The 16,694-nt window shown below is 65.4% G+C and carries 16 protein-coding genes; 10 read left to right on the plus strand and 6 right to left on the minus strand.

The window, feature by feature from the left end; all coding sequences use genetic code 11:
- Positions 1–9: 9 nt before the first annotated feature.
- Positions 10–819 (plus strand): class I SAM-dependent methyltransferase, encoded by an 810-nt coding sequence (locus P0Y59_08375; GenBank protein ID WEK01674.1) that lies wholly within the window; start codon positions 10–12, stop codon positions 817–819.
- Here the strand turns inward: P0Y59_08375 and serB are convergent.
- Positions 816–1,694, minus strand: coding sequence for a phosphoserine phosphatase SerB (serB, locus tag P0Y59_08380; protein ID WEK01675.1), 879 nt, complete (start codon positions 1,692–1,694; stop codon positions 816–818). The two genes, P0Y59_08375 and serB, sit on opposite strands and share 4 nt — an antisense overlap.
- Here serB and miaA point away from each other — a divergent pair.
- The 8 genes from miaA (at position 1,687) to P0Y59_08420 (ending at position 9,884) form a co-directional block, all read left to right on the plus strand.
- On the plus strand, positions 1,687–2,637 hold the full coding sequence (gene miaA, locus P0Y59_08385; GenBank protein WEK01676.1) for a tRNA (adenosine(37)-N6)-dimethylallyltransferase MiaA: 951 nt from the start codon (positions 1,687–1,689) through the stop codon (positions 2,635–2,637). The genes serB and miaA overlap by 8 nt on opposite strands.
- Positions 2,638–2,719: 82 nt before the next feature.
- Entirely contained in the window at positions 2,720–4,465 is a 1,746-nt protein-coding gene (locus P0Y59_08390) for an acetolactate synthase 3 large subunit (GenBank protein ID WEK01677.1), read from the plus strand.
- 132 nt (positions 4,466–4,597) lie between these two features.
- The gene (gene ilvN / locus P0Y59_08395) at positions 4,598–5,113 is read left to right on the plus strand and encodes an acetolactate synthase small subunit (protein ID WEK01678.1); all 516 of its coding nucleotides are present in this window, start codon (positions 4,598–4,600) and stop codon (positions 5,111–5,113) included.
- A gap of 134 nt (positions 5,114–5,247) precedes the next feature.
- Positions 5,248–6,267, plus strand: a complete 1,020-nt coding sequence (gene ilvC / locus P0Y59_08400; protein ID WEK01679.1) for a ketol-acid reductoisomerase — start codon at positions 5,248–5,250, stop codon at positions 6,265–6,267.
- Between the two features lie 125 nt (positions 6,268–6,392).
- The gene (locus tag P0Y59_08405) at positions 6,393–7,004 is read left to right on the plus strand and encodes a YceI family protein (GenBank protein WEK01680.1); all 612 of its coding nucleotides are present in this window, start codon (positions 6,393–6,395) and stop codon (positions 7,002–7,004) included.
- Positions 7,001–7,639, plus strand: a complete 639-nt coding sequence (locus P0Y59_08410; protein ID WEK01681.1) for a TMEM175 family protein — start codon at positions 7,001–7,003, stop codon at positions 7,637–7,639. The genes P0Y59_08405 and P0Y59_08410 overlap by 4 nt, the downstream gene beginning before the upstream one ends.
- A gap of 156 nt (positions 7,640–7,795) precedes the next feature.
- Positions 7,796–9,454: a 2-isopropylmalate synthase gene (leuA, locus tag P0Y59_08415; protein ID WEK01682.1), complete on the plus strand. Its 1,659-nt coding sequence runs from the start codon at positions 7,796–7,798 to the stop codon at positions 9,452–9,454.
- Positions 9,455–9,545: 91 nt separating this feature from the next.
- A complete protein-coding gene (locus P0Y59_08420; GenBank protein ID WEK01683.1) occupies positions 9,546–9,884 on the plus strand; it encodes a hypothetical protein in 339 nt (112 codons plus the stop codon).
- A 28-nt stretch (positions 9,885–9,912) separates the two neighbouring features.
- On the opposite strand, the gene P0Y59_08425 is transcribed toward P0Y59_08420, so the two are convergent.
- Genes P0Y59_08425 through paoA form a run of 3 tightly spaced genes read right to left on the minus strand, consistent with a single transcriptional unit; the run spans position 9,913 to position 13,696 of the window.
- Positions 9,913–12,117: a xanthine dehydrogenase family protein molybdopterin-binding subunit gene (locus P0Y59_08425; protein WEK01684.1), complete on the minus strand. Its 2,205-nt coding sequence runs from the start codon at positions 12,115–12,117 to the stop codon at positions 9,913–9,915.
- Positions 12,114–13,070 carry a xanthine dehydrogenase family protein subunit M gene (locus tag P0Y59_08430; GenBank protein ID WEK01685.1) on the minus strand — a complete coding sequence of 319 codons (957 nt, stop codon included), beginning with the start codon at positions 13,068–13,070 and terminating at the stop codon, positions 12,114–12,116. The genes P0Y59_08425 and P0Y59_08430 overlap by 4 nt, the downstream gene beginning before the upstream one ends.
- Positions 13,067–13,696, minus strand: coding sequence for an aldehyde dehydrogenase iron-sulfur subunit (paoA, locus tag P0Y59_08435; GenBank protein WEK01686.1), 630 nt, complete (start codon positions 13,694–13,696; stop codon positions 13,067–13,069). The genes P0Y59_08430 and paoA overlap by 4 nt, the downstream gene beginning before the upstream one ends.
- A gap of 657 nt (positions 13,697–14,353) precedes the next feature.
- On the opposite strand from paoA, the gene P0Y59_08440 reads away from it, so the two are divergent.
- Positions 14,354–15,052 (plus strand): alpha/beta hydrolase, encoded by a 699-nt coding sequence (locus tag P0Y59_08440; protein ID WEK01687.1) that lies wholly within the window; start codon positions 14,354–14,356, stop codon positions 15,050–15,052.
- 498 nt (positions 15,053–15,550) lie between these two features.
- Here the strand turns inward: P0Y59_08440 and P0Y59_08445 are convergent, their stop codons facing one another.
- Entirely contained in the window at positions 15,551–15,922 is a 372-nt protein-coding gene (locus P0Y59_08445) for a dihydroneopterin aldolase (protein WEK01688.1), read from the minus strand.
- Entirely contained in the window at positions 15,915–16,691 is a 777-nt protein-coding gene (locus P0Y59_08450) for an SDR family oxidoreductase (GenBank protein ID WEK01689.1), read from the minus strand. The genes P0Y59_08445 and P0Y59_08450 overlap by 8 nt, the downstream gene beginning before the upstream one ends.
- Positions 16,692–16,694 lie beyond the last annotated feature (3 nt).

A 16,694-nucleotide genomic window follows, 5' to 3' on the forward strand; every position in this document is an offset into this window, starting at 1 on the left:
ATTTGCGCGATGCAGCCAATCGCGCGAGCGCCTAGGTGCGAACGCGCGGGCCGCCCGAAGCCGTTCGGCGTCCGCTCACCTCGCGGGAGATTCGAATTGGATATTTTGAGCACAGGACGCGTGGCCGTCGTTCTTCAACGGCTCTTCGCCGAGGCCGAACAGGCCGACCGCCCCCTGATCGAATCCTTCATGAACGGCGATACGTCGCCCGATCAGATGATCGCTGACGTCATCGCGGCGGAGAAATGGGACCTTCGCGAACTCTATCGCGAGCAGGCCGGCAACTTCCTCAACATATCGCCCGACTTCGGCCGGTTTCTCTATATGTGCGCCCGGGCGTGCAATGCGGCGCTGATCGTCGAATTCGGCACCTCAATGGGCGTTTCGGCCATTCATCTGGCTGCGGCTCTGCACGACATGGGGCGTGGAAAGCTCATTGGAACCGAGCTCGAACCCGGCAAGGCGATCCGGGCGCGGGCACATCTCGAAGAAGCCGGCCTTGCCGGTTTTGTCGACATCCGCCTGGGCGACGCCCGGGAGACGCTCCGGGATATCGCGGGCGATATCGACATTGTCCTGCTCGATGGCGCATTCAGCCTGTATCTCGACGTGCTCAAGGTGCTCGAACCACGCTTCAGGCCGGGCACGCTCATCATCGCCGAGAACGCCTTCGAGGAGGCCGACGGATATCTCCAATATGTCCGCGATCCGGCGAACGGCTATCTGTCGCAGTCGATCCCCGTGAACGAGGGGCGCGGCAACGAATTCACCATCGTCACCGGATTCCCCGGCCGGCAGCCGCGTCCGACCACTGCCTAGGAAACCCAGTCCTTCCGACTGATTCCCTGCGCGTAGAGGAGCGCGGTGAGGTCGTTGTGATCGATCCGGGCAGCCGCAACGGCGGCGACGATCGGCTTGGCGTGATAGGCGACACCCAACCCTGCCCGCCTGATCATGGCGAGATCGTTGGCGCCGTCGCCTACCGCCAGCGTCGCCTCGGGCGGAAGGCCGAGGTCGGCAGCTGCTTCAAGCAGGGTACGCTCCTTGGTATCGGATCCCACGATCGGCTTGGCGACCAGCCCCGACAGGGCCCCGTCCGCGATTTCAAGCCGGTTGGCGATCGCACGATCGAATCCGATCGTCTCGGCCACCGGCTCGGCGAAGCGGGTGAAGCCGCCCGATACCAAGATGGTCGTCGCGCCGCGTGCCTTCATCGTTCGGATCAGCGCCACCGCGCCTGGCATGATCGTCACCCGCTCGGCGAGGCATTGGGCGATAACGCCTTCGTCCAGCCCCTTGAGCAGCGCCACGCGCGCATCGAGCGCTGATTCGAAATCGAGCTCGCCGCGCATCGCCGCCTCGGTGACGGCGGCGATCTGAGGCTTGATTCCGGCATAGTCGGCCAATTCGTCGATGCACTCGACGGTGATCATGGTCGAATCCATGTCGGCGACCAGCAGCCGCTTCACGCGGCCGTCAGCGCGCTGCACCACCAAGTCGGTACCCTGAAACACGCCTTCGAGTGCGGTCCGCGCCGCCTCCGGCTCAAGGCCGAATATGATGTCGGCGGCATATCCCTCGTCAAGCCACACATGCGCAGCCGGCAGGCATCCCGCTTCGTCGAGCCGGTCCCGGGCGGCCGAAATATCGCCCCCGCTGAGCTTTCCCGCTGCTATCAGCGTTGCGATGAACATGACGTCTCCCCCGCCGCATAAGGTGCCGCGCGTGGCGCTCATTGCAGGGCCGACCGCCAGCGGCAAGTCCGCGCTCGCCATGGCGATCGCACAAAAGCATCGCGGCGTGGTGATCAACGCCGATTCAGCGCAGGTCTATGCCGATCTGCGCGTGCTGTCAGCGCGGCCGGGTTCCGAGGACGAGGCCCGTGTGCCGCACCGCCTGTTCGGCCATGTCGACGGCGCCGACATCTATTCCGCCGCGCGCTGGGCGGCCGAGGCGAAGGTGGAGATCGAGCGGGCGCGCGAGGCGGGTCTGCTCCCGATACTGGCCGGCGGCACGGGGCTGTACATGCGCACGCTGCTCGACGGCATCGCGCCCGTACCGCCGATCGATCCGGCGATCCGCGAGGAGGTGCGCGCCCTGCCCGTCGCCACCGCCTATGCGATGCTCGGCGCGCTCGATCCTCCGGCCGCCACCCGCCTCGCCCCCGCCGACACCACCCGCGTCGCCCGCGCGCTCGAGGTCGTTCGCTCGACAGGCAGGCCGCTCGCGACATGGCAGCAGGCAAAGACCGGCGGGATCGGCCATGAGATCGATCTGATGGCGACGGTGCTGATTCCCGACCGCGACTGGCTGCTCGCGCGGTGCGACGCGCGGCTTGAGGCGATGTTCGCCGGCGGCGGGATCGAGGAAGCCCGCGCCGTGCTCGCGCGAAGCGACATCCTCCCCACCGCGCCGGTCCGTCTCGCGATCGGCGTGCCGGAGATCGGCGCGATGCTTGCGGGCACCCGGACACTGCCTGAAGCCCTGGCTGCGGCCCAATTGGCGACCCGCCAATATGCCAAACGACAATTTACATGGTTTCGGAACCAGCCTCCCGCTATGTGGCACCGCGACATGGCGACAGAAACATGCGCACTGCTGGTCAATTTTGAAACTAGATTCCTTCAAGGCGCTTGACGAACAAATTATCGATCACTAACGACGCCCTTCGCGAAGCAATATTGCGTCGCATCTGGGTCGCAAAGGTAGGAAAGAAGCAATGACCGAGAAAAGCGGAGCCGATATCCTGGTCGAGGCGCTGTGCGATCTCGGCGTGGAAGTCGTGTTCGGCTACCCGGGCGGTGCCGTCCTGCCGATCTATGATGCGCTGTTCCGCAGCAAGCGGATCAAGCACGTCCTAGTTCGCCACGAACAGGCAGCGACTCATGCTGCAGAGGGCTATGCCCGCTCGACCGGCAAGCCCGGCGTCGTGCTGGTCACTTCAGGCCCGGGCGCGACAAATGCCGTCACGGGCATCACCGATGCGCTGATGGATTCGATCCCGATGATCGTCATCACCGGCCAGGTCCCGACCGCGCTGATCGGCACCGACGCGTTCCAGGAGGCCGACACTGTCGGCATCACGCGTCACTGCTCGAAGCATAATTATCTGGTGAAGGACCCGGCGCGGCTCGGCGACATCATCCATGAGGCGTTCCACATCGCCACCTCGGGCCGTCCGGGGCCGGTCGTGGTCGACATCCCCAAGGACGTCCAGGTCGCCAGCGCCCGCTACGTCAAACCGGGCCCGATCAAGCACAAGACCTATCGCCCCCAGGTCAAGGCCGACCAGTCGCTGATCGAGCAGGCGGTCGACATGCTCGCCGCGGCTGAGCGTCCGATCCTCTATACCGGCGGCGGCATCATCAATGCCGGCCCCGCCGCAAGCCAGTTGCTGCGCGAGCTGGCGCGGATCACCGGTGCGCCGGTCACCTCGACCCTGATGGGCCTTGGCGCCTTCCCCGCCACCTCCGACCAGTGGCTCGGCATGCTCGGCATGCACGGCACCTACGAAGCCAATTGGGCGATGAACCAGGCCGACCTGATCCTCTGCCTCGGCGCGCGCTTCGACGACCGGGTTACGGGCCGCCTCGACGCGTTCAGCCCGAACAGCCGCAAGGTGCATGTCGATATCGACCGGTCGTCGGTGAACAAGAATGTCCGGGTCGACCTGCCGATCATCGCCGATGTCGGCCATGCGCTCGAGGACATGGTCCGCGTCTACAAGGCGCGGCGCCACCCGAAGCCCGATCTGTCCGACTGGTGGCGCCGGATCGCCGGCTGGCGCGCGGTCAAGAGCCTCGATTTCGTGGAGAGCGCGACCGAGATCATGCCGCAGCGCGCGATCAGGGCGCTGTGGGAGGCAACTCAGAAGAAGTCGCCGATCATCACCACCGAGGTCGGCCAGCATCAGATGTGGGCCGCGCAGCATTTCGATTTCGAGGCGCCCAACAAATGGCTCACCTCGGGCGGCCTCGGCACCATGGGCTATGGCCTGCCCGCCGCGATCGGGGCGCAGCTCGGCAATCCCAATGCGCTGGTCATCGACATCGCCGGCGAAGCCTCGATCCAGATGAACATCCAGGAGCTTGGCACGGCCACCCAATACAGGCTGCCGGTCAAGGTCTTCATCCTCAACAACCAGTATATGGGCATGGTCCGCCAGTGGCAGGAACTGACCTATTCGTCGCGTTACGCGGAGAGCTACAGCGATTCCCTGCCCGACTTCGTGAAGCTGGCCGAAGCCTATGGCTGGAAGGGTATCCGCATCGAGCATCCCGACCAGCTCGAGGCCGGCATCGCCGAGATGCTCGCCCATGACGGCCCGGTGATCGTCGACTGCATGGTGGCGAAGCTCGCCAACTGCTTCCCGATGATCCCCTCGGGCGCCGCCCATACCGACATGATCCTCCAGGCCGCCGAAGTCTCGGGCGAGATGGACGACGAGGCGAAGGCGCTGGTCTGATGGCGATGAGCGCAGCAATTCTCCCCTCCCGCTTGCGGGAGGGGTCGGGGGAGGGCCTGTCCCCAACTGGAAACCCGGCTTGGGGGACATGCCCTCCCCTGGCCCCTCCCGTGAACGGGAGGGGGATTTAAGATGCACATCAAGGAAGAAACCGCGAAGCGTCACACGCTGGCGATCATGGTCGACAACGAGCCGGGCATCCTTGCCCGGATCGCCGGCCTGTTCACCGCGCGCGGCTATAATATCGAGAGCCTGACCGTGTCCGACGTGACCTCCGACAAGGCGGTCAGCCGGATCACCATCGTCACCTCGGCGTCGGATCATGTGATGGAGCAGATCCTCGCCCAGCTCGACCGGCTGATCCCGGTTCATTCGGTGACCGATCTCACCGCGCTCTGCCCGCATGTCGAGCGCGAGCTGGCGCTGGTGAAGGTCCGCGGCACCGGCGACCACCGGATCGAGGCGCTCCGCCTCGCCGATGTCTACCGCGCCCGCGTGGTCGATGCGACCACGTCGAGCTTCGTGTTCGAGGTGACCGGCGGGCCGGAGAAGATCGACACCTTCATCACGCTGATGCGTGAGGTCGGGCTGATCGAGGTCGCCCGCACCGGCATCGTCGCCATCGCCCGGGGGAAAGAAGCGGCATAACCACCAGTGTTTCGTCACCCCGGACTTGTTCCGGGGTCCATCCATCCACAAGCGACGCCATCACTTGTTGCACGACGGATGCCGGAACAAGTCCGGCATGACGGCGGATTTTTTGAATAAGGGAGCACTATCACATGCGTGTTTATTATGATCGCGATGCCGATCTGAACCTGATCACCAACAAGAAGATCGCGATCGTCGGCTATGGCAGCCAGGGCCATGCCCATGCGCAGAACCTGCGCGATTCGGGCGTGAAGGAAGTCGCGATCGCGCTCCGCCCCGGCTCCGCCACCGCGAAGAAAGCGGAAGACGCCGGTTTCAAGGTGATGACCAACGCCGAGGCAGCCGCCTGGGCCGACATCACCATGATCCTCGCGCCCGACGAGCATCAGGCGGCGATCTATGCCGACGATCTCCACCCCAATCTGAAACAGGGCGCTGCGATCGCCTTCGCCCATGGCCTCAACGTGCATTTCGCGCTGATCGAGCCGCGCGCCGATCTCGACGTGATCATGATCGCGCCCAAGGGCCCCGGCCACACCGTGCGCTCCGAATATGTCCGCGGCGGCGGCGTGCCCTGCCTGATCGCGATCGACCAGGACAGGAGCGGCAACGCGCACGACATCGCGCTTGCCTATGCGAGCGGCGTCGGCGGCGGCCGGTCCGGCATCATCGAGACCAATTTCCGCGAGGAATGCGAGACCGACCTGTTCGGCGAGCAGGCAGTGCTCTGCGGTGGCCTGACCCACCTGATCCAGGCCGGGTTCGAAACGCTGGTCGAGGCCGGCTACGCCCCGGAAATGGCCTATTTCGAGTGCCTGCACGAAGTGAAGCTGATCGTCGACCTGATGTATGAAGGCGGCATCGCCAACATGCGCTATTCGATCTCCAACACCGCCGAATATGGCGACATCACCACCGGCCCGCGCATCATCACCGCCGAGACAAAAGCCGAGATGAAGCGAGTCCTCGCCGACATCCAGGGCGGCCGCTTCGTGAAGAACTTCGTGCTCGACAACCGCGCCGGCCAGCCCGAGCTGAAGGCAGCCCGCAAGGCAGCCGCCGCCCACCCGATCGAGAAGGTCGGCACTGAACTGCGCGCGATGATGCCATGGATCGGCGCGAACAAGCTGGTGGACAAGGAAAAGAACTGACGCTCCCGACGGAACGGCGCAACGGCACGGGTCGCTCCCGGCCAACGCACCGTTTCCGTCTGAAGGCTTGCATTCGGTCGGGGTCGCGTCATCTTGGCGCGGCCCTTCCCCTGTCGGAGACCCCCATGCGTATTGCCTTGATCGCCGTGCTCGCTCTCGCTGCGACGCCGCTCCTTGCCCAGACCCCCGGCGGCCAGCCCGGCGCGCCCGATCCGGCCCGTGTTGTCGCCGGCACCTATGCGGTCGATTCCGGCCACACCCAGGTGTTGTTCACGGTCAATCATCTCGGTTTCACTGAATATACCGGCCAGTTCACCCAGCCGACCGGAAGCCTGACGCTGGATCCCGCCAATCCGGCCAGGAACAAGGTCGAGGTTACGTTCGCGATCGACAAGGTCTCCACCACCGTGGCCGGCCTGGACACCCATCTCAAGGCGCCCGACTTCTTCGACGCGGCGAAATTCCCCGAGGCGAAGTTCGTTTCCACCGGCGTGACGGTGAACGGCACCACCGCAACGATCGTCGGCAACCTGACCGTGCACGGCGTGACCAAGCCGGTGACGCTGAACGCCCGCTTCGTCGGCGCCGGCAACGGCCCCATGGGCGCCAAGAAGCTGAATGTCGGCTTTGCCGCGACGACCAGCATCAAGCGCAGCGATTTCGGGATTTCCTTCGGAATCCCGATGGTCTCCGACAAGGTCGATCTGGTCATCAACGCCGGCTTCGTCGCGCAATGAGCGACACGGCGCCGTCCGGGGACGAGGAGGGCCGGCCGGGCATCGGCCGGATCGAGGCCTTTTCGGACGGCGTCGTCGCCATCATCGTGACGATCATGGTGCTTGAGCTCCATCCCCCCATCTCGGAGGGGATGGACAGGCTGTGGACGCTCTGGCCGGTCTTCCTCGCCTATGTGCTCAGCTATGCCTATGTCGCGATCTACTGGGTCAATCATCACCGCCTGTTCACTCATGCGACTCATGTCACCAACGGGCTGATCTGGTCGAACATGCTGCTGCTGTTCGCGCTGTCGCTCGTCCCCTTCTCCACGTCCTATCTCGGCGAGCATCATTTCAACCGGGAGGCGACGCTCCTCTATCTGGTCACCATGCTGCTACCGGCGGCCGCCTATATCTGGCTCCAGTCGATCATCCGCCACACCGGCAAACAGGGTCCGGCGTCGCAGGCCTATTACCGGCAATATGCCCGCAAGGGCCTTGTCGCGGGGCTGCTCTATCTCCTGGGCATCCCCCTCTCCTTCCTCTCGCCCTGGCTCGGCATCGCCTGCGCGGCGCTGGTCGCCCTCCTCTGGTTCCTGCCCGACGGCCCGTTCGACCGGTTGTTCGACGGACGGGCTGGACATCGGGCGCAATGACACGGTAACGGATGTCGCAATGACGCAGGCCATCCGCCTTCCGCTGCTTCGACTTACGCGCCCTTAGGCGCGACCTTCGACGTGCGCCTCGGGCGCGCGCGACCCGCCTAAGGGCCTCTTCGACCCAAAGATCCCCGCGAGCCGCGAGAACGAACCATGCTGCGTGACCCTTCGACCAAATACCGTCCCTTTCCCCAGATCGACCTGCCCAACCGCGAATGGCCGTCGCGAACCATCGTCCAGCCGCCGCGCTGGCTCTCCACCGATCTGCGCGACGGCAACCAGGCGCTGATCGATCCGATGGACGGGGAGAAGAAGACCCGCTTCTTCGACCTGATCTGCAAGGTCGGCATCAAGGAGATCGAGGTCGGTTTCCCCAGTGCCGGCGCGACCGAGTTCGATTTCATCTCCGACCTGGTCAAGACCGGCCGCATTCCGGATGACGTGACGATCCAGGTCCTCACCCAGTCACGCCGCGACCTGATCGAGACAAGCTTCGAATCCCTGCGCGGCGCGCCCAGGGCGATCGTCCATCTCTACAATGCGGTCAGCCCCGCCTGGCGCAAGATCGTGTTCGGCATGAGCCGCGACGAGGTCCGCCAGATCGCGGTCGATGGCGCCAGGATCCTGCGCGATTGCGCCGCCGCGCAGCCGGACACCGACTGGCATTTCGAATACAGCCCGGAGACCTTCTCCACCGCCGAGCTCGATTTCTCGGTCGAGGTCTGCGAGGCCGTGATGGAGGTGCTTCGCCCCACGCCGGATCACCCGCTGATCCTCAACCTGCCCGCGACGGTCGAGTGCGCCACGCCCAACATCTATGCCGACCAGATCGAATGGTTCGGCAAGAACATCCGCAACCGCGACAGCATCGTCATCAGCCTTCACCCGCACAATGACCGGGGCACCGGCGTCGCCGCGGCGGAACTCGGGCTGATGGCCGGCGCCGACCGGGTCGAGGGCTGCCTGCTCGGCAATGGTGAGCGCACCGGCAATTGCGACCTGGTGACGGTCGCGCTCAACATGTACACACAAGGCATTGATCCAAAACTGGATTTCTCGGACATCGATGAAATCATCAATACCGTCACCTATTGCAACCAGCTCCCCGTCCATCCGCGCCATCCCTATGCAGGCGAGCTGGTGTTCACGGCGTTCTCGGGCTCGCACCAGGACGCGATCAAGAAGGGCTTTGCCGCCCAGTCAGCGCGCAACGACGATTTCTGGGAAGTCCCCTACCTCCCGATCGATCCCGCCGATCTCGGCCGCAGCTATGAAGCGGTGATCCGGGTCAACTCGCAATCCGGCAAGGGCGGCGTCGCCTGGGTGATCGAGCAGGACAAGGGCCTGAAGCTGCCCAAGCGCCTCCAGGCCGATCTCAGCCGCCATGTTCAGGCAATGGCGGACGAAACAAGCCGCGAGCTCAACGCCGAGGATATCTGGAACGCGTTCCAGAAGGCCTATCTCGCCAAGCCGGACGACCGCTTCACGCTGCTCGACTATCATGAGAGCGGCGCCGCGGGCGACCGCCTGTTCGTCGGCCGAGTCGCGATCGGCGGCGAGGAACGGTCGATCTCGGGGCGCGGCAACGGCCTGATCTCGGGCATCATCGCCGCGCTCGGCGATACGACCGGGCCTCAGCTCGACGTGGTCGATTATAGCGAGCACGCCATCGGCCACGGCGCCGACGCGCAGGCGGCGGCCTATGTCGAATGCCGCACGGCGGATGGCCGCACGGTCTTCGGCGTCGGCATCGATGCTGACATCGCGACGGCGTCGGTCAGGGCGGTCCTCAGCGCGGCAAACGCGGTCTAGCCAGCCGCGGTGCGCCATTGCGCCCCGTGAAACGCCACCATAGGTTGCGCGCCGTGGCACCGATGCTGCGGGCGATGGGGGCTCGAACGGGATGACTCGCATTTTGGCTTCGGCGCTGCTGGCCGGGAGTGCGTTGGCGCTGAGCGCGTGTGTCGCCGGCCTCGCCGTTGGCGCTGCCGGCATGGCAGCCCGCGGCGTGGCGGGGACACCGCAGAACAACGAGCAGGCGCATCCCGCGGCAACGACCGACTGCAGCGCCCGTGCGTCGCATTACGGCAAGGTGAGCATCATCGATGTCGAGCAGCGCAGCCCGAGCAAGATCGTCGTCTGGGGGACGGCGGACGATGGCAAGCAACGACGCTCGTTCGAGTGCAGCTACGGGACCAAAATCACCGGTTTCAAACTGCGGCCGATCGCATCAGCCAGATAATCGCGACGGAAGCCAGGCAAGAACCGCCTCACGCGATTTCCGGCAACCGGTCGAGATGCTTGTCGAGTGTGATCGGATAGTCGCGCACGCGCACGCCGGTGGCATTGTAGATCGCATTGGCGATCGCCGCTCCGACCCCGCACAGGCCCAGCTCGCCGACGCCCTTGGCCTTCATCGGCGAGGAGATCGGATCGACCTCATCAAGGAAGATCACCTCCTGATGCGGGATGTCGGCGTGCACCGGCACTTCATAGCTGGCAAGGTCGTGGTTGACGAAGAAGCCGAAGCGCTTGTCGACCGCCAGTTCCTCCATCAGCGCGGCGCCGACGCCCATCGTCATCGCGCCGATCATCTGGCTTCGCGCCGCCTTGGGGTTTAGGATTCGACCGGCGGCGCACACCGCCAGCATGCGCCGGACACGCGTTTCCCCGGTGAAGCCATCGACCGCCACTTCGACGAAATGGCCGGCAAAGGTCGATTGCTGATATCGCTTGTCGAGCGTGCCATATTCGATGCCGTCCTCGACCACGATCTCGCCGTCACGCGCTGCATCGCCCAGCGCGGCGCTGCGCTTGCCCGATCGAACCTTGCCGTCGGCAAAGGCGCTGTCGGCCGGATCGAAGCCCAGTCGCTGCGCCACCTTCTCGCGCAGCTTCATGCAGGCCGCGTAGACGCCGGCGGTCGAGTTGTTCGCCCCCCATTGGCCGCCCGAGCCAGCCGAGGCAGGGAAGTCGGAATCGCCGAGCTTCACCACCACTCTGCCGATCCCGATGCCCATCGTCTCCGCCGCGGTCTGTGCCAGGATCGTGTAGGTGCCGGTGCCGATATCGGTCATGTCGGTCTCGATCGTCACCACGCCCTTCCCGTCGAGCCGAACTCGCGCGGCCGACTTCATCAGCAGGTTGTTGCGAAAGCCCGCCGCGACCCCCATGCCGATCAGCCAGCGTCCCTCCCGCACCGATGCCGGCCTGGCGTTGCGGCGATCCCAGCCGAAGCGCTCGGCCCCCAGCTTCAGGCACTCGACAAGCTGCCGCTGCGAGAATTTCCGCTCGGGCTTTGCCGGATCGACCTGCGTGTCGTTCAGGATGCGGAACTGCACCGGGTCGATCCCCAGCTTTTCCGCCATCTCGTCCATCGCGATCTCAAGCGCCATCAGCCCGGGGGCCTCGCCCGGCGCGCGCATCGCATTGCCCTCCGGCAGGTCGAGCTCGGCAAGCCGCATCGCGGTCAGCCGGTTCTCGCCCGCGTAAAGCAATTTGGTCTGCTGGACCGCTGCCTCGGGGTCTCCGCCAGGCAGGTTTCCCGATACGCTTTCGTGCGCGATCGCGGTGATCCTCCCCTCGCGCGTGGCGCCCAGCCGGATGCGCTGGATCGTCGCCGGCCGGTGAGTCGCATTGTTGATCATCATGGGGCGAGGCATCGCGAGCTTGACCGGGCGCTTCGCCGCCTTCGCTCCAAGCGCGGCCAGGATCGCATCGGCGCGCAGGAACAGCTTTCCGCCGAACCCGCCGCCGATGAACGGGGAATCGAGCCGCACATTCTCCCTGGGGATGCCCAGGGTCTTGGCCACGTCTCCCCTGGTCCAGGCGATCATCTGGTTCGACGTCCAAAGGGTCAGCTTGTCGCCTTCCCAGGCCGCGATCGTCGCGAACGGCTCCATCATGGCGTGGGATTCGTCGGGCGTCGTATAGCTCGCATCGAGCGTCACCGGTGCCGACGCGAAGGCCGCCTCGAAATTGCCTACCCGCGCGATCTTCGGTGCACCGTTATCGCTGTTATAGGGGGCTGCAGGCGCCAGCGCCGCCAGGTCGAAACGCCCCTTGGTCCGGCTATACTCGACCCGCACCAGATTGGCGGCGGCGCGGGCCTGCTCGAACGTCTCGGCCACGACGATCGCGATCGCCTGGTGATAATGTTCGACCACCGGGCCGCCGAACAGCGAGGCGGTATTAAAATTGCCCTTGGCCAGCTTCGGCATGTCGAGCGTGGTGACCACCGCCAGCACCCCCGGCGCCGCCTTCGCCTCGTCCGTGTCCATTCGGTCGATCCGGCCCTTGGCGATCGCGCTGCCGACCAGATAGCCATAGGCCTGGTTCGGCACCGCATCGTGCCGCTCATAGGCATAGGGTGCCGACCCGGTGGTCTTGAGCGGGCCGTCGATCCGGTCGGTCGGCTTGCCGATCACCTTGAGCTGGTCGATCGGGTTGGTGCCCGCTGGCGTGTCGAACTTCATGCCTGGCTCCTCGCGTCGCTCATCACCGCCGCGATCGTTCGCTCGACCAGCGGCAGCTTGAAGGCATTGTCATGGGTTGGTCGGGCATCCGCGAGCAGGTGCGCGGCAACCGCCTTCGCTCCGCGCGGTATCGATGTCTCCGCGGCTTCGACCCGCCATGGTTTCGGCGCGATGCCGCCGACCGCAACCCGCCCGGTGCCGTCAGGCCGGATCACCGCCGCCACCGATACGAGCGCGAAGGCATAGGACGCCCGGTCGCGCACCTTGTGGTAGAGATGCGTGCCCCCGATCGGTCCCGGCAGGGTGACTCCGGTGATCAGTTCGCCACGTCCTAGCCCCGTCTCGATATGCGGGGTCTTGCCCGGCAGATGATGGAAATCGGCGATCGGAATGGAGCGCGTCGTTCCCGTCGCATTGACTGTCTCGACCGTCGCATCGAGCAGTCGAAGCGCCACCGCCATGTCGCCCGGATAGGTCGCGATGCAGGCATCGCTTGTCCCGATCACGGCAAGCTGCCGGCTGAATCCGCCGATCGCCGCGCAGCCTGAGCCCGGCTTGCGCTTGTTGCACGCCTGGTTGGTGTCGTAGAAATAGGGGCAGCGCGTCCGCTGGAGCAGATTGCCCGCGGTCGTCGCCTTGTTCCGCAACTGCCCGCTCGCGCCCGCCACGATCGCGCGGGTCAGCACGCCATAGTCCCGCCGGATTCGATCGTCCGACGCAAGCGCTGTGTTCGTCACCAGTGCGCCGATCCGCACGCCGCCTTCAGGTGTCTTCTCGATCCGGTCGAGCTTCAGCGGCCCGACATCGACGAGGTGCGCCGGCGCCTCGATCTCCAGCTTCATCAGGTCGAGCAGATTGGTGCCGCCCGCGATGAACTTGGCGCCGGGTGTCCGTTCGACGGCCGCCGCGGCTGCGGCGGGCGTCTCGGCGCGCTCGTAGCTGAAGGGTTTCATGCCGCGCCTCCCGCGACATCTGCCATTGCCTCGGCGATGTTCGAATAGGCGCCGCAGCGGCAGATATTGCCGCTCATCCGCTCGCGCATCTCGATGTTGGTGGCTTTCGGCCGTTCGGTCAGGCTGGCCGAGACATGGCTCGGCACGCCTGCCCTGATCTCGCCCAGCACCGCCACCGCCGAGCAGATCTGGCCGGGCGTGCAATAGCCGCACTGATATCCGTCATGCCTGATGAAGGCCGCCTGCATCGGGTGCAGGTCGCCCGGCGTGCCCAGGCCCTCGATCGTGGTGACCTTGTCCCCCTCGTGCATCACCGCCAGGGTCAGGCAGGAATTGATCCGCTTGCCATCGACCAGCACCGTGCAGGCGCCGCACTGGCCATGGTCGCACCCCTTCTTCGTGCCGGTAAGCTGCAAATGCTCGCGCAGCGCATCAAGCAATGTCGTGCGGGTATCGAGCTCAAGCTCCCGACGTTTGCCGTTCACCTCGAGCGAGACCGTCATCATCGACGGCGTCGCGCGCGGCGGCCCGCCCTGCGCCTCAACCCTGGGAACGGCGGTAAGCGCGGCCGAGGCGGCGGTGACCGCCAGAACGCCGCGGCGCGATATCTCCATGTCGCCAGCCATATCGGGATTCATCCTCTGCAGAGTCTCGGGAACAGCGAATTCGGACAAGGCACCACGCGACCGGGGCACCTCCAACGATCCCAACGCACGACACCGGCCCCGCGATGCGCTGATACGATACCGGAGCATATCATCGTGCTTTGCAAGCGGTGGCAATATCATTCTGGCCGGCGATACCGCGCGCGAAACGCCAGTTCCTCGATCCGCCAGCGTCGTCGAGAGGCGCGATGCCCGTTCGGGAGTGAAGCGCTGATGCCGATTCACGATCGTTGCCCTGAACGCGGCCCGTCGCACGACTGCGGTTTTCCATGTCAACACGACGCTGTTGGTGGTTTCGCCGGTGAACCGGGACGGATTCTCGTCCAGCCGGGGGAAGGTTGCGGTGGCCCCAGCCGACTCCACCAGCCGCGACATGGCTACGGAAGCCCCGCCATGGTAACTCTGTCGGGTCAGGAACCGCCGATCGCGCGAATATGCGGTTCTCTTCGGAGCTGGGTACACGACATGTCGGACCACCTCTTCTTTCAGGTGATTGTTGCGGTCGCCCCGGGCGCGTCGCCCGGCCGCTTCCGCCCCGCCGCCGGTATCGCCTCCAAACCGCCGGCCGGTCCTTGAGCACGACGGCTACTTCACCAGTCACACAAGAGGAGCAAGGGAATGACAGGCAAACCCACCATCGTCCTGGTACATGGCTTCTGGGGAGGCGCCGCGCATTGGAGCAAGGTGATCGTCGAACTGACCCGCAAGGGATATACGTCAATCCACGCTGTCGAAATGCCGCTTACCTCGCTTGCCGACGATGCCGAGCGCACCCGCAAGATGGTCGCACAGCAGGATGGGCCGGTGCTGCTTGTGGGGCATTCCTACGGCGGCGCCGTCATCACTGAGGCGGGCGATCTGCCCAATGTGATCGGCCTCGTCTATATCGCCGCGTTCGCGCCCGATGCCGGAGAAAGCCCGGGCGGGATCACCCAGGAACATCTGCCCGCGGCCGCAGCCAATCTGGCGCCCGACAGCGATGGATATCTCTGGGTGAAACCCGAAAAATTCCACGAAAGCTTCTGCCAGGACCTGACGCCTGACGAAGGACTGGTGATGGCCGTGACTCAAAAGGCACCGCTCGCCTCTACATTCGGCGATGCGATTACGGCACCCGCCTGGAAGAAGAAGCCCTCCTGGTATCAGATTTCCAGCGAGGACCGGATGATCGCCCCGGACAACGAGGCGCGGATGGCGGCGCGGCTCGGCGCCCGCAAGATCATCACGCTCGCGGCAAGTCACGCCTCGCTTGCCTCGAAACCCGCCGAGGTTTCGGCGCTGATCGACGAGGCGGCCACGGAAGCAACTCAAGGCTGACGGTTCAGAGCGGCATCTCCTGAAGGAATATCCTGAAGGAGGTGCCGCCAGGCTCGCCCCAGGCTCGTCATCACCCATCATCGCGCCGTCGACAGGCATGCGGCTTCCGCCGTCGTGCCGCCCGCGATTCAATCCGTCCCGCTTCGGTGGTGAAATCGCATCGAGGCTCCTCCGCCGCGGCTCGCCCGCTGATGGAGCAGCATTCGAAGAACAGATTTCGCCTCTCAAATAATGCGGGATGAAAATCCGATGCCACTGGCAAAAATATGTAAAAACTCGTGCAGAAAGACGCCAGTCCGGTCTCCACGCCAATGCCTCGTGGAGCATGTAACGGAACTGATCGTGGCACCGTTATGCAGTAGAACCAGCACTGGCCCCAGGAAACGTCGGAATCCGCTCCCCTCGTCGATGGGTCGCATAAATCGAGGAATATTTACCGGTTTTCCGCGGATCGCCGCATTTCCCAACACGGATTCGTCGCAAGTACTTGGTGATCGGTCAGGCGATGCCCCTGCCCCGCACGATCTCGCACCCGACCGCCGCATCCGGGTAGATGTCGGGCTTCATCGACCGCACCGTCACCTGCGCGACACGGCGATCGGCAAGGCACAAGGCAGCGACCGCCTCGCACAGGGTCTCCTGAAGATGGAAATGCCGCCCGGCGACCAGCGCCCGGATGTCCGCCCGGATGAAGTCATAGTCGAGCACTTCCTCGATCCGGTCGTCGTGGGGCGGCGTTGGATAGTCGACCTCCATCCGTACCGAGACGATCACGCGCTGCGGCCCGGCCAGTTCCTCGGCATGGATGCCAAGGCCCATGACGAGTTCAAGCCCTTCCAGGATCGTGGTGAACCGCACGCCCTCAGCCATGCACCGGCTCGGGTGCCCGGCGCGTCTCGAACATCACATCGCCGTCACGCGGCAGGAAATGCTGGCCATTGTCCACGAAGATATTCTGGCCGTGGATTCCCCGCGCGGTCAGCAGGAATTCGACCGCCTCGGCGATCGACGCCACATCGACCGGACGCCGCAGCAGATTCTCGCTTGCCACCGCGCGGAACTCCGCGTCGCTCTGGTCGAGGCTTGGCAGCGACAGCCCCGGCGACACGGCGTTGACCCGAATGCGCGGCCCAAGCGCCTGGGCAAGCATCGCCGTAGCACCGCCAAGCGCGATCTTGCCGCAGCTATACGAGAAGAAGTCGGGATTCGGATTGGCCAGCTTCTGGTCGAGGATGTTGACCACCGCCCCGGCCGCCAGATCCTCCTGCGCCGCCAGCGCCGATGCAAGCAGCACCGGCGCGTCGAGATTCACCGCCGCATGGCCGCGCAGCATAGCCGGATCGATCGATGGAGGACGGTCATAAGTGAAGAGCGACGCATTGTTGACCACAGCGCCGAGCGGCCCGCCGAACGCCGCCCGGGCCTCCGCCACCAACCGGGCTGCCGTCTCCGCCGCCGCGAGATCGCCCATCAGCACGCAGGCGCCCGGCAGTTCAGCCGCCAGCGCCTCGGCTTCTCCCGCTGAATGATGGTGATGGACGGCGACCCGCCAGCCGCGCGCGCCCAGATGCCGCGCGATGGCCGCACCGATCCGCCGCGGCGCGCCTGTCACCAGTACCGTCCACACCGTCTCCCGCACCGC

The sequence above is a fragment of the Candidatus Sphingomonas phytovorans genome (genome assembly GCA_029202385.1).
Taxonomy (GTDB): domain Bacteria; phylum Pseudomonadota; class Alphaproteobacteria; order Sphingomonadales; family Sphingomonadaceae; genus Sphingomonas; species Sphingomonas phytovorans.